Here is a 15926-nt window from a genome sequence, read left to right as displayed (position 1 = left end):
TGAAACCAGGGTCGGGATGATGATCCATGGAGACCCTTTGCACTCAGGAGTGGACCGGTCTTGCTTGGGGTCGCTTTCGCTCCTGGATCTTGCTATGCGCTTTTTGCAAGAGATTGTAGCTATCCACGTTTACACAAGCAATATTTACGAGTGAGGCAAATAGGGAAACGAAAAGGTCAGTTGGCATTCAGTGCCGATTTTCTGATGAATCAACGGCCTAAAAATTTGCGGTTTTTCAGCTCTTGGTCTTGTACAGTATGTTTTTAGGAAATAGGAGGGCTTTGATGGACATCGCTTTGTTGTTTCCGGGACAAGGCAGCCAATATTCAGGAATGGGGAAAAGTCTTTGTCAGGATTTTGCTGTGGCCAATCAAGTTTTTGAAGAAGCAAGCGATGTACTAAAGCAGGATATGAAAAAATTATGTTTTAACGATGGTTATCAATTATCCAAAACTGTAAACGCCCAACCTGCAATTCTAACTGTGAGTTTGGCTGCTTTTCGAGTCTATATGCAGGAGATCGGTATTCCTCCACGGATCGGAGCGGGACATAGTTTAGGGGAATACTCTGCCTTAGTATGTAGCGGAGCGTTACCATTTCCCACTGCTTTGAGGCTTGTCAGGAGACGCGGGGAGTTGATGCAAACGGTATCGGAAAGAGTAACGGGTGAGATGATCTCAATATTTCATTCAAACCTCAGACAATTGGAACAGATCTGCGATGAGGTGTTTACTGATGGATATTTGGTTACCGCTGCGTGTTACAACGCCCACGGACAACTGGTGATCTCCGGTCAGCGTCAAGGGATTACGGTCCTTACACGGAGGCTGGACAGTATGGGGATTAAATACAGTCATCTAAACGTTTCTGCTGCTTTTCACAGTCCTCTGATGCAAGAAGCAGCCAATCAACTGGCACTGGAAATCAAACGAGACCATTTTTGTCACTGGTCCTGGCCTGTTGTTTCAAATGTGGATGGATTACCTTATACAGGTAAGGATGAGATTAAAAACGCACTGATCTTACAGATGACGCGTCCGGTCCGCTGGTTAGAAACGATGGAGTATATGAATCAAATCGGAATCGATGTTGTAGTTGAATTGGGACCCAAAACTGTACTGCGTAATTTAATGAGAGGGTTTCGGAGTCAAATAGACGCTTTTGCCTTGGGAACAAGCGCTGGACTGACAGGGCTGAAATCCTTTGTGCAAAAAAATGAACAGCAATCATACATGAATTCGGATTTTACTCAACAAATCAAGCTGTTTCTTTCCAATGGTTTGGCAGCGGCCGTGGGTGTACCCAACCGGAATGAGAATGAGGAAGAATACCAACGGGATGGTGTGAAGTCATACAAAAAGCTTAAAGATCTGCAGAAAGAGTTGGAACACAATCGAGCGACTGCTGAACATTTGCAACAAGCGGTTCAGCTGTTACATGCAGTATGGAAAGCAAAGAAAGTTGATGTCAGGGATCAGCGGGAACAATTGAAAATTTTGCTTCAGAAGGCAAGGTTAGAAGACTTTTATGAAAATCAGATGAAGTTAATCAAAAGTTGAAGTATTGAGAGGATGGAGGCTATGAAGTTGTCTGGAACATTGATTGATGTGATCACCACATTGAGCAAAGAGAAGAAACGTGGCATTACCTTGATCTTCGGAGATAAAGACGAACGATTTGTCTCTTATCAACAATTGTATACCGGCGCTCTTCAAGTATTGGATCATTTGCAAAAAAAAGGTTTAAAACCTGGAGATGAACTGGTTTTTCAAATCAAAGACAATGATCTGTACTCCTTTGTAACGACCTTTTGGGGTTGCATTTTGGGTGGAATTATTGCAGTTCCAGTGACTGTGGGGAGCAACGATGAACAACGAAAAAAGCTTTTCAAGATCTGGGATACATTGAATAATCCCTATATGATTACAGACCGTCCAACAACGAATCGGTTGCTCCAATACACAAAAGACTCCAATCATATCCAGCTTGTACAACAAATGATCAAACGCTCTATATTACTGGAGAATATAAGCCATTCCGGGCAAAGTGGAATGGTTCAGGAAGTATCTGCTCAAGAGATCGCTTTTATTCAGTTTTCCTCAGGATCGACGGGAGATCCCAAGGGAGTCATGCTCACTCATGAAAATCTGATAGCCAATACAAGTGCTATCAATAGCAGTCTTCATACCGAACATAACGATGCATTCCTCTCATGGATGCCCTTAACCCATGATATGGGTTTGATCGCATATCACCTTACGCCGGTACTCGCAGGTGTGAATCATTATCTGATGCCAACTTCACTGTTTATTCGCCGCCCCACCCTTTGGATCAAAAAGACAAATGATCATCGTGCCACTATCATTTCCTCCCCAAACTTTGGTTATAAATACTTTCTTTCTAAGTTTAAACCAAAAGTCGCCGATGGATGGGATTTGTCTCACGTTAAGGTGATTTTGAACGGAGCCGAGCCGATTTCTATCAAACTCTGCCATCAATTTTTAAGCCAGTTGGGGAAATATGGTTTGAAGCCGGATACCATGTATATGGGATATGGATTGGCCGAAGCATCAGTGGCCGTGTCGATTGGCAAATATGAGTATAATCCGATCCATCTTGATCGTCATCATTTGAATGTCGGTGAACCGATAAAGGAAGTGGAAGAAAACAGCAAAGATTGTTTGTCCTTTGTTGATGAAGGAGTGGCAGTAAACGATTGTTTTTTCAGGGTTTGTGATGATGAGGGTTTAGAGGTGGCAGATCGTGTTGTTGGTCATATTCAAATTAAGGGAAAAAATGTTACACAGGGATACTACAACAATCCAATAGCTACCGAGGAAGTAATGACCCCGGATGGTTGGGTACAAACCGGCGATTTGGGATTCACCCAAAACGGGCGATTGATCATTACCGGGAGAGAGAAAGATATTATCTTTGTCAATGGACAAAATGTATATCCTCATGATATCGAAAGAGTAGCAGAAGAGGTAAAAGAGGTGGAACTGGGGAAAGTCGCTGCTTGTGGGGTGTATAACTCTGCCTCTCAAGAAGAGGAAATCGTTGTCTTCGTCTTATTCAAAAAACCAACTGAGAAATTTGTCCATCTGGCAATGGAATTACAAAGGCATATCAGTGAACGTACGGGCTGGAAAGTCAGCGATGTCATCCCAATCAGACAAATTCCCAAAACTACCAGTGGAAAAGTGCAACGGTTTAAATTGGCTGAGGATTATCAAAAAGGAAGATACGATTCGATCTCGACAGAGTTAAAGAAAAGGATGTCTCAAAGCCAGTCCCGGGAAGCATCTGTGTTGTCCGAGTTATCAAAAAATCAAGTGGAGGATTGTTTGCTGCGAATATTCAGGGAGGTATTGCAATCAGAGAAAATCGGTGTGCACGATCGATATTTTGAGAAGGGCGCCACCTCTTTGCAATTTGTGGAAATTGCGGAGCGTGTAGAGGCAGATCTGGGAGTTCAGTTCCAAGTCGCTGATTTCTTTGCTAACCCAACGATTTCTAAATTGGTTGAGTCAATCGAAAAATACCGGCAAAGTCCAGCCAGTCCTCCAGTAAACAAAAGTATCCAAGGTCAGGATCAAGATATTGCAATCATCGGTATCTCTTTAAGGCTTCCTAAGGCGAATGACTTGGACAGTTTTTGGAGAAATATTGTCACAGGAAGAGATTGTATAGGTCCCCTGAATGAAACAAGAAGGCAGGACGCCATGAAGTATATGGAATATATAGGAGGAAAGATCTCGAGTGATACATTTGCGGAAGGGGGTTATTTGGATGAGATTGATACATTTGATTATCGTTTCTTTAATATGACACCTAAAGAAGCAAAATTGATGGATCCAAATCAACGGCTGTTTTTAGAGACCGCTTGGAATACGGTTGAAAATGCCGGGTATGGTGGAAACAAACTGTCCGGAGAAAAAGTTGGAGTTTATGTTGGCTTTTCCAGAACCGGTTATGACTATGAGCGGTTACTGTCCGAAGTCGCTCCAGAACAATTACCCCAGTATGCGGTCGGCAATCTTCCATCGATCATTTCCAGCCGGATTGCATACTTGCTGGATCTGAAAGGGCCGGCTGTAACCGTTGATACAGCTTGTTCTTCTTCTCTTGTTGCCGTTCATATGGCTTGTAAAAGCATCTTGAACGGGGATTGCAATATGGCACTTGCGGGTGGGGTCAAGACGATTTTGCTGCCTGTACGGGCGGGGATCGGAATGGAATCATCAGATTACAGGGCTCGTGCCTTCGATGACAACTCGGATGGAACCGGCTGGGGTGAAGGGGTTGCAGCCGTTTTGCTAAAACCGCTTAGCCAAGCTGTTCAAGATGGAGATTATATTCATGCGGTTATTAAGGGCAGCGCAATCAATCAGGATGGCACCACGGTGGGGATCACAGCTCCAAACCCGGAAGCGCAGAGTGAACTGATAATTCGAGCATGGGAAGATGCTTCTGTCCATCCGGAAAACATCACCTATATCGAAACTCATGGGACAGGCACTCCATTGGGTGATCCTGTGGAAGTGGATGGCATCCAGCGAGCATTTCGTAAGTATACGTCCAAAAAGCAATTTTGCGGGATCGGTTCCGTAAAAACGAATATCGGACATTTGTATGAGGCGGCTGGGATCGCCGGATTAATTAAAACAATCCTCTGTTTACAAAACAAAAAAATACCCCAAATGGTGCATTTTGAGAAGCCGAACCGTAATATTCGCTTTGAGGAGTCTCCGGTTTATGTCCCACCTCAACTGATGGAATGGGAAACGAATGGGTCCCCCAGAAGAAGCGGAGTGAGTTCATTTGGATTTAGTGGAACCAATTGCCATATCGTGTTGGAAGAATACACTGACCCTGCGGACTCGGACCCATCGATTTCACCTTCTGATGGTTTAAACGTATTTACTTTGTCTGCAAAGACAAACAGCGCTTTAAGGAAAATGGTACAGCGGTATGCAGAATTTATAGCGATTAAACCCGATTTGTCTTTGAAAGACTTATGTTATACAGCAAACACGGGAAGAGCCCACCATCATCACAGAATAGCGATTATTGTGAAGAACATGGATGAACTAAAAAACAAGTTGGCAACATTGATTGGAAATTTCGATTTGCCTGACGACAAAGTATTCAGCGGTTCGTTTACAACAGTGGAAAAGACCAGGGAGTTTACAGAAGCTGCCCGGAAAATCATGATGCAATGTACGCAAGGTATCACCGAGGATGACTTATCCTCCCTTTGTCGCTTGTATGTAAAGGGAGCCAGCATAGACTGGGAACAACTTTATCTTGACGGGACAACACGGAAAAAAGTACCGTTGCCTGCGTACCCATTTGAAAAATTACGCTGCTGGGTGGAGGAGCCGAAAAGCGTTACAAAACAACAAGCTGACCATATCCAAAAGCCAGCAGCCTTGAAAGGGGAAAAGGCTCCAATGTCACACCTCAACATCATCTCACCATTAAAGGAAATCATTCAAAAAGTTACTGGGCTGGGGTTGAATGAAATCGAGGAATCTGTCCATTTTCTTGAAATGGGATTGGATTCAATCATGTTGAATCAAGTCAGACAAGAAATTTCAAACCGATTTCATGTAGATATCCCCGTTCAACAATTTTTTGAATCAGTCACGAATTTGAATAAATTGGCTGTTCATGTCGCTGAAAAAACACCCGTCCAAGAATCAGGGATTGCGACATCTTCTGGTGTAATCCGTGAACACTCAAGAAGAGAACTGGTCGTTGGTGCGCAAGAGGAGTTGGAAAAGGAAACGGAAGTAAACTCTGCCGGTGAACTGAAGCAAATATCATCCATCGAGCAAATCCTGGAGCAACAGCTTCAATTGATGAGTCAGCAATTGGAGGTACTTGAAAGGGTCAGGACAGAAAGGGAAGTGGCAGCTTCTGTTCAAGAACTGTCCGGACCGATTCAATCGTTATCAGTGGATAGGAAGGATGATCCGGATCCTGGACAATCTGTTTCCCATTCAACCGCAACTGACTCCGATCACGGGCCAAAACCATTCATTCCATATCAGCCGATTATTACCGGTGAGGACGGAGATTTTACGGAAAAGCAACGGGCTTTTTTGAGTCAGTTTGTGCAGAAGTATGTGGAGCGGACCAAGGGTTCCAAGTCATTCACACAGGACAATCGGTTTATTCATGCAAATAACAGAAATGTAGCCGGATTTCGTTCCTACTGGAAAGAACTCGTGTACCCGATTGTCACCAAACAAGGTTCGGGTCCTTATATGTGGGATGTGGATGGGAATCGTTATATTGATTTAACTATGGGATTCGGTGTTAATCTGTTTGGCCATAATCCAGACTTTATTACAAATGAATTACGGAAACAGATTCATGCCGATACCCCGCCACTTGGACCCATGTCCAACACCGCCGGCAGGGTGGCTGAACTGATCAGCGAACTAACAGGGGTTGAACGTGTTGCCTTTTACAATTCTGGTACGGAAGCGGTAATGGTGGCTTTGCGTTTGGCCAGAGCAATTACAGGCCGTTCTAAAATCGCTCTGTTTGCCGGTTCTTACCATGGAACTTATGATGGGGTACTTGCTGTTTCGGAACCGAACTCTGAAAATGGACAGGCTTTACCTATGGCTCCGGGAATCCCCTCCAGCATGATGGAAGACGTCATGATTCTCAACTATAACCATCCACATTCTTTGGAATTGATCAAGAAGCATGCCGATGAACTGGCGGCGGTTCTGGTTGAACCCGTCCAAAGCCGGAGGCCGGATTTGCAGCCGAGAAGTTTTTTAAAGCAAGTGAGAGAAATTACCCGAAACTCTGGTACAGCACTTATTTTTGATGAAGTGATCACAGGGTTTCGCCTTCAGCTTGGAGGGGCCCAGGAATGGTACGGCATCGAGGCGGATCTTGTTATTTATGGTAAAGTGCTGGGCGGAGGCATGCCGATCGGGGTTGTAGCCGGAAAAGCCCAGTTTATGGATGCTGTTGATGGTGGGATATGGCAGTTTGGAGATGCATCCGAGCCGTCAAATGCAAGCAAAAAAACCTTTGTTGGCGGCACATTCTGTACCCACCCGCTGGCGATGGCAGCATCTGTGCAGGTACTCGAATACTTGAAGTCAAAAGGGACAGCTCTGCAAAAAGAATTAAACAGTAGAACGGCCCGGTTGGTTTCTACCCTTAATGAGTTTTTTAAACAAAACAGAGTGCCCATGCATATGGTTCATTGCGGCTCACTGTTTCGGTTTGTTTCCTTTGGAGATATTGACCTATTTTACTACTTGTTAATCAGTAAAGGAATTTATATTTGGGAAGGGCGTAATTGTTTCTTGTCAACCGCTCATTCCGATGAGGATCTTGAACATATTATTCAGGCGGTAAAAGAAAGTGTATTTGAATTGAGAGAAGGTGGATTTTTACCGGAGCCACCGGATGGAGACGGACCCGGTGAGGGTGCGCCGATGGACCCTGTTTCCATTCCTTTGACCAATGAACAGAAGCAAATTTGGTTTGCATCCAAGGCAAGAAACGATCATTCTGCTGCTTTTAATGAGACGGTGGCGTTCCAGTTGAAAGGAGGATTGCGACTAGACGCTTTGAACGATGCAATTGAAACCGTCGTAAAGCGACATGAATCACTGCGTACCGTGATGGACCCCAGTGGGGAAAAGCAGCACGTTTTACCTGATGTTCAAGTTACGATTCCAGTGATTGATTTTTCCGACTACCAAGAATCGGAACGGGAAAAAAGGATTGAAGAATGGTTTGAAAATCAAGGGAGAATTCCCTTTGACTTATCGTCAAAAGAGCCGTTGTTTCGTGTTCACCTTTTGAAATCAACAGCATCTTCCCATATCTTGGTGATCAGTTTCCACCATATTATTATGGATGGATGGTCCATCGACTTGTTTGTCCGCGAGTTGATGTCCCTCTATACATCTTTTTGTCAAGGAAATTTGAGCGTGAATTTGCCTGATCCAGTTCAGTTTAGAGATTTTCAATCCTGGCAGCTGAGTGAAGTGACAGAGAAGGAAAAGAAAGAGGCTGTTGCGTATTGGAATCAAGTATTAGACTCTCCACTCCCTGCAATGGATCTTCCATCGGAGCACGGAGGAATGGTGAAACAATCTTTCCGGGGTGAAAGGGTTAGTCTCCAGATTGGCCCTTCACTGACACAGAAACTGAAAACGTTGAGCATCAAATCAGGAAACAGCCTCTTTGTTACACTTCTCGCTGCTTATAAAGTGTTTTTGCATCGTTTGACAGGAAACAAAAAGATCGTGGTGGGTGTACCAACAGCCGGACAAGCCCAGATGGAACAGCCGATTCTAATGGGAAATTGTACTCATTTGTTACCGGTTTGCAGCAGTATCGGGGAGAAAGAATCATTTACAGAATATCTTGCACAAGTGAAGCAATTAATGATAGACATTGAAACCTATCAACGGTTTCCCTTATCTTCCTTGCAGGAGTGCATGAATGATAAGGAGATTCCGAAGATGAATGTTCTGTTCAACATGGATAGACCGATCAAAGAACTTCATTTTGAAGGCCTTGAGGCTCATTTAATCTCAACACCGATTCAGTATTCAAAATATGACATTTTCCTGAATGCGATGAATGTCAATGACGAGATATGGCTCGATTTTGATATTAACACGGATTTAGTGGATGCGAAGACATTCCGACAGTGGACGAACTATTTCCAACACCTTTTGGAGACTGTAACCAGTAGCGATGAGCTCCAACTCTCGGAACTTTCCTTGCTTCCAGATCAAAAGTTGAAACAGGCAATAGTAGATTGGAACGGTCACGATGAAACAGGGGTTTCTGAGCAAGGTACAGTTTATTTGCTGGACACCTATTTACAACCGGCGCCTATAGGCGTGATCGGTGAATTATATGTTCAGAGTGGCGACACCTCTTCTTCTGATGGAGACGCTCTGTCTCGGACCGGAATTTTGGCCTTTCGAAATGCCGATGGCGTTTTGAAAGAGCTTGGACCGATTCAACGTCGGAAGCGGGTTCAAGGTCACACTGTATATCTGAATTTGCTAGAAGAATACATCTGTAAGATGCCTTACATCCAGTCTTGCTTTTGTACGTCGCAAAATGATGAAGACAACAACATGTTGATCGCTTATGTATCAGGAAGTAAAAAAAATGTGGATACGAAACAGCTGCGAAAACAATTGTTAAATGCAATTCCTGACTACTGGGTGCCCAAAGAGATCATCTTCGTAGAAGATCTGCCGCTGTCAGCAGAAGGAAAAGTGGATTTGAAACAGCTGCGGAGAACGGAACAGTCAGCTAGTGAGAGAGATTTATCGGAAATGGGTAGTGAGACGGAGGAAAAGATCAGAGTCATTTGGCAGAAGGTGTTGGGGCTCCCGTACGTTCGTCTGGATGACAACTTTTTTGATCTGGGCGGCAATTCCCTGCAAGCCACAAGTATGTTTTCCTGTCTGAAAAAAGAATTTGAAAAGCAAATTCCTTTGAGTGAGCTGTTTCGATTTCCAACGATTTCTGAACTGGCTAAGCTGGTGGATAGGCTGGATGGAAAAGACTACTTGCCCATCTCGTCACTTATGACAAAAGAATTCATAGAGGCAGAGAAAAATAGGTACGAACTATCCAATGGGCAGAAACGCATATGGTTCCGTGCGCAGTTTACGGATCATACGTTTGGGGATCTTTACGCTTACGAGATGAACGGAGAAGTCGATTCGCATGCGATGCACCGGGCGATGAAGACTTTGATCGATCGGCATGGGATCATGCGGACAACCATTGTTGAGCATGAGGGAGAACCTTTCCAACAGGTGCACAGAGAGTTGGAAGTACCATGCCTTTTCGAGGATCTGTCGGGAAAATCGGAAGCGGATCGTACTAAACGACTGACTCAAGCGGCGAGGATGGAGAAAAAGAAGCCATTTGATTTGACTCGAGAGTCGTTTTACCGCATGACCTTGTACCGTTTGGATTCAAACAAGCATTTACTTTTGTTGTGTGTACATCACATCGGTCATGACGGCTGGTCACATCAAGTGTTTATAGAAGATCTCTTTACAGTATACAAAACAATCATTCGCGGGGGGGATCCGTCACAACTGCCTCCACCGTTACAATATGTGGATTTTGTTCATTGGCAAAATGAAAGGCTGAAGGACGGTTCACTGGAAGCACAGAGGACTTACTGGTTGGAACAACTCGGACAATCTGTGGAAGCACCGCGTGTACCACATGATACGGATATTTCGGTGGAAGAGCAAGATCCTTCGGATATTCGGGTGCATTCGCTGAAACCGGAGCTTGTTCAATCCTTGAACGAATTAACGTCCAGAGCGGGTGGAACGACGTATATGACGGTTCTTGCAGCGTTGAAGATCTGGTTGGGGTTACGTTCCGATCAAAGGACGATTACCATCGGTTCCACACTGTCCGGGCGCACACATCCCGATTTGGAAGGCATTCTCGGACCTTGTATCAACCCGGTCGCGATGCGCACCGATTTGTCGGGAAATCCGACGCTTATGCAAGTGCTGGAGCGAGTTCGGGAAACGGCGGTTGCAGCATATGACAATCAAGATTATCCCTTTGACCTGATCGTGCAGGATCAACGGGAGAAACATGGTGGCGATCCCACCTTTTACACGATCAGCTTCATCGGTCAGAATGCTCATACGAGCGAGCCGGAATATGATGGGGTGTCCATCCGCCTCTTTTCGCCGGAGAGTCTCTTAGAGGAAAAGGATGTTGTTTCCAGAAGAGATGACGGGTTTACTGGTGATGAGAAAGTTACTTTCGATCTGATGATTTTTCTGTTTGAAGATACAGACAGCCTGTTGCTGGAAACACACTATAATCCGCAAAAATTCCGGTCGGACACGGTGGACAGTTTTTTGGAGCAGCTGGAGTATGTACTTTCCCAGATGGTAGAGAACCCGGAACTCCGCTTGTCACAATTGAGTTTACTTGAAGAAGATTGGGATGAACTATTTGAAGAGTAAATTACTACCTTCTCAACGAGCATTCTATAAAAAATCACAGTAGGGCAAAGATGGTGGATGTTTTATCTCACAGTGTGTTTTTTGCATGAGGTCGGAGCCGCCACATCATCCATTCCCCCTACTGAAAAACAAGATCACTAACAATGGAAGAGGAGCCACAGGTCGGGACGATTGGAAGGGTTGTGATTTAGTGCTTTCCGAGTTGAATGGTACTTGAAGAGGGAAACGGTAAGGATCAAATGAACGAAGGGGTGTACTCCTTTGAATTACTTATCCAAAGAGAACGTGCAAGGTGTCTTGGAACTTTCTCTCGTGCAAAAAGCGATGCTGTCAGGTGACAAACTTACACAAGTTGCTTACGTGTTAGAAGGAGACCTGAATTCAAAACGTTTGGAGCAAGTATGGGAAGAGACAGTGGCGGAGCATCCGTCGCTTCGATCCGTGTTCCGGAGTCTAAAGAATCGAACGGTACAAGTTCAACTTAAAGAACGGCCGATCCCGATTGAATGGCAGGACTTGCGTGAGATGGAGGCGGAGGAGCAACAGGCCGCATACCAATCCATTGTAAAATCTCACCGTGAGCCGATAAAAATCGATGAGGGACCCCTTATCCGATTGGCACTCTGCCGCTTTGATGAAGATCGGACTATACTTTTGTGGACGCACCATCCATTATGCATGGATGACAGCAGTCGCGACATGATTGTCAATGAGTGGTTGGATCGTGTGAAGGGAAGGGAGCAAGTCTTCCCACAGCGCAGGACATTTCAGGACTACCTGAAATGGGAGGCAGGCCAGGATTGGATGCCTGCTAAAAAGTATTGGACAGAACAACTGGCAGATTTTGAACCGGTGCCGATGTTACAGACGTTGCGTGGATGGTCGGAGGGGCCAGACAGCAGCTGTTGCTGCCACACCATTCTGTCTGAAGAATTATCTCGACAATTGGAACAGGTTGCAAAGCGGTACCGAGTGTCTGTGGAAGCACTTTCGCTAACAGTATGGTTGCTCTTGCTCAATATGTACAGCGGTGAAGAGAGGGTCTCCTGTGGCGCAACCTTGCCGGGTCGTCCAGATGCGTGTGAGGGAGCGGAGTCGATAATCGGTCCCTTTGCCCATGCGTTGCCAATGGTGGCATCGCTTACCGCTGATCAACAGGTAAATCAATTATTATCTTTAGTTCAGCAACAATGGGAACATCTAAACATCTTTGCCAATATTCCGGACGAGATGGTACGTACCTATGTTGGAATTTCCGAGGAAGCCCATTTGTTTGACAGTCTTGTGACGGTACGGTACAAAGCTGAATGCAACTCTAGTAACCCACAACTCCTCTATCGTGCCGGCCGGGAACAGATTGAAGTCATTATTACGGTTGGAAAGCAATGGGAGGTCAAACTCCTCCGAGCCAGTGGAGTCTCTTTACAGGCCCTGGAACGTTTGCAGCGACATTTCATCACATTGTTAGGAAGTATAGCTAAACAGCCGGAAGCCCAACTGCGCGAACTGAATCTGCTTTCGGATAAAGAGGAGCAACTGATTCTGGAGAAGGTGAACAACACCAAACTGGCGGCACCACCGATCAACCGTTTGGCCCATCAGATAATTGAGGAGCAAGTAGCTAAGCGACCGGATACAATCGCGGCAAGGTGTGGGGAAGAGTCGATCACCTATGGCGAGCTGAATGAGCGCGCCAATCGACTTGCGTACTGGCTACGGGATCAGGGGCTGGGACGTGATGATCTCGTGGCCCTGCTGGCCGAACGGAGTATTGAGATGTTGGTCGGGATTCTTGCGGTGCTGAAGGCTGGCGGTGCATATGTTCCACTCGATTCTGCACATCCTGATCACCGTTTGCTCGCCATTTTGAAGAACAGTGGTGCCAAGGTGATTTTGACTGAATCCGGTTTGCAATCCCGCAGTTTGGAACTGAGTGCAACACTTCCGCAAGCTCCTGTTGTGTTTTCTCTCGATAGGGGAGAGGGTGGATGTGCTGACGTTGATGTACTCGCTTTGTACCCTGGGGAAAATCCGGCTTTCATCAATGAGCCGGAAGATTTAGCAAACGTGTTCTATACCTCCGGTTCTACGGGGCAACCAAAAGGGGCAATGATTGAGCATATCGGAATGCTCAACCATCTTTATGCGAAAATCAACCTGTTGGGATTAAATGAAAAGAGCGTAGTTGCACAGAATGCTTCCCATTGTTTTGACATCTCGGTTTGGCAGTTTTTAGCTCCCTTGATGGTCGGTGGGCGTGTTGTCATTTACAACAACGAGACGTCCATTGACCCACAGAATTTGTTTCGTTCGGTTCAGAGAGACCAGGTGACGGTGTTGGAGATGGTTCCTCCGATGATCGAGATGTTCCTGCAGGAGTCCGCCGAATATAAATCGGATCAACGCCTGTTGCCTGAGCTTCAATATATGATCTCAACCGGAGAGGGATTGCCAGTCTCTTTGTGTCGCAAGTGGCTGGAGACATTTTCACACGTGAAGGTTGTCAATACCTATGGGGCGACGGAGTGTTCCGATGATACATCCCATGAGGTGATCTGTGGAACTTACCAGTATGATGATCATCCGCAGGTGGCACTTGGAACATCGATTCCAAATATCCATCACTACGTGCTGGATGCTTGGCGGCGTCCGGTTCCGGTGGGTTGCATCGGAGAAGTCTATATAACAGGGGTCGGTGTCGGACGCGGTTATCTCAACGACCCAAAGCGGACGTCCAAGGCCTATTTGCGCAATCCCTTTGCAGATGGAATGGGTGATCGAATGTACAGGACGGGCGACTTGGCACGCTTGATGCCGGATGGGCGGCTCGTGTTTGTTTCACGCGTCGATTTTCAAGTTAAAATTCGAGGATATCGCATTGAGCTCGGCGAGATCGAAGCCGTTCTGTTAAGTCACCCTCTCGTCAGCCAGTGCCTGGCACTCGCCCGACCGGATGGGAACGGCAATAACCGCATCCTGGCTTATGTAGTGTTGCACGAGGCGATTGACGATGTACTAGAACTGCGCCAATATTTACAGGCACAACTACCTGATTATATGGTGCCAGAACATCTGATCGTTCTGGAGACGATGCCACTCAACCGCAATGGCAAAATCGATCGTAAAGCTTTGCCGGAACCTGAGGGATTCGGACAGATTTCCACCGATTACACCGCTCCACGCAATCATTGGGAATCGGTGCTGGTGAAGATCTGGGAAGAAGTGCTGGAGGTCGACAGGATTGGCATTGACGACAATTTTTTCAATCTCGGGGGTCATTCACTGAAAACTATTCAAATCCGTTCCCGACTCAAGCAACAGATCGGTGTGGAAGTGGCCCTTAAAGACTTTTTTGAGCATCAGACGGTTCGTGAACTGGCTCCGCTGCTGGAAGCGGCACAAGCTGGAGTGGAAGAAAAAACAGAGCGGATTGTTCCGGCAAAGAAAGCGGAGTTTTACCCAATGTCCCATGCGCAACAACGTTTATTCCTGCTCCATCGTCTCGAGCCGAGCAATCGGTCCTACAATATGCCGGTCGCTGTGGAACTGATGGGAACCTTGGATCCGGAAGTGTTTCAACGGACAATTCAATCGCTGCAGGAACGGCATGAGGGACTGCGTACAACCTTCACTGTTCACGCTGGAAGACCTGTACAGCGGGTGGCGGAATCGCTTCCTTTGGATTGCCCCTATATTGATCTCTCTGACTGCGACGAAACGGCACAGCAACAGTATATGAAAGAAATGGAGCGGGAGGAAGCGGAGACTTATTTTGATCTGACAGAGGGTCCTCTCTTTCGCATACGGCTTTGCAAGTTGGCGAAGGATCACCATGTGTTGTGGATGAACATGCACCATATCATTAGTGATTACTGGTCATGGCAGGTGCTGATCCGGGATTTCGCTACACTGTATAACGCATTTTATCAAGGGAAAACACCGTCGTTGCCGCCGTTGGCCGTTCAATACAAAGACTATGCGAGTTGGCAAAATGATCGTCTGGAGAGCGGAGAGCTGGCGGAAGCAGAGTCTTATTGGCTGGGGCAGTTCAGCGGTGACATTCCAATTCTTGATCTTCCAGCAGACCATCCGCGACCACCGATACAGACTTTCACTGCTTCGAAAGCAACTGTCGCGCTAGGTCCCGAGCGTCTGGAGCGAATGAGGGCACTGGCACAGGAGCAAGAGGCCACTTTATTCATGACGCTTCTGTCAGCAGTTGGGGTATTCTTGTCGAGAATGAGTGGGCAACAGGATCTCGTGATTGGTACACCGGAAGCGGGGCGTAACCAAGCTGAGCTGGAAGACTTGATTGGATTTTTTGTTAATACATTGCCGTTACGTCTAGATGTCCGTGCTGATCAAACATTTATTGAATTGCTGCAACATTGCAAGCGGATTGCACTGGACGCATATACCCACCACGAGTATCCCTTCGATAAGTTGGTGGAAAAAGTAAAACCGGAGCGCGATCTGAGCCGTTCACCGATTTTCTCGGTTATGTTTCAGTTGGTGCAACCGACAGTCAAGATCCCCCCAAGTGTCCTGAATCTCCGTCAGTTACCGACTGGAATCCATATGACTAATTTTGATCTGACGATCGTTGGCGTTGAGAAAAAATCCGGGCTGGATATCCAATTTCAATACCGTAGCGACCTGTATGAAGAAGAAACGGTGAATCGTTGGTTGGAGCAATTTGTTGTGATGCTGGATAGTATTTTAAAGGATCCGACCCTAAATATTTCTGAGCACCCTTTATTAACCAGCCGGCAACGTCAATTGTTGGTTGAGTGGAACGACACAGAAGAGGAATTTCCGCAAGAGCTCCTGCATGATCGGTTCGCTGCCATCGCTCAACAAATGCCGGAACAAATAGCAGTGGAAGCGGATGGCGTGACATTG

3 protein-coding genes are annotated in these 15926 nt (G+C 46.1%); all 3 read left to right on the top strand.

The genetic code is table 11. From position 1 onward, the window contains the following. Positions 1–284 precede the first annotated feature (284 nt). The gene (gene fabD, locus IEV46_RS13370; RefSeq protein ID WP_188433058.1) at positions 285–1559 is read left to right on the top strand and encodes an ACP S-malonyltransferase; all 1275 of its coding nucleotides are present in this window, start codon (positions 285–287) and stop codon (positions 1557–1559) included. A gap of 27 nt (positions 1560–1586) precedes the next feature. Then, positions 1587–11024, top strand: coding sequence for an aminotransferase class III-fold pyridoxal phosphate-dependent enzyme (locus IEV46_RS13365; protein ID WP_188433057.1), 9438 nt, complete (start codon positions 1587–1589; stop codon positions 11022–11024). A 261-nt stretch (positions 11025–11285) separates the two neighbouring features. Beyond that, a partial coding sequence (locus tag IEV46_RS13360; RefSeq protein WP_188433056.1) for a non-ribosomal peptide synthetase occupies positions 11286–15926 on the top strand: 4641 nt, incomplete at its 3' end.

The organism is Kroppenstedtia guangzhouensis, from assembly GCF_014637345.1.
Lineage (GTDB): Bacteria > Bacillota > Bacilli > Thermoactinomycetales > DSM-45169 > Kroppenstedtia > Kroppenstedtia guangzhouensis.
This window is presented reverse-complemented; position numbering and strand designations above follow the sequence as displayed.

Bases quoted from the DNA above. Each gene is read 5' to 3' on its own strand.
- fabD (WP_188433058.1), top strand. From the start codon at position 285: ATGGACATCGCTTTGTTGTTTCCGGGACAAGGCAGCCAATATTCAGGA.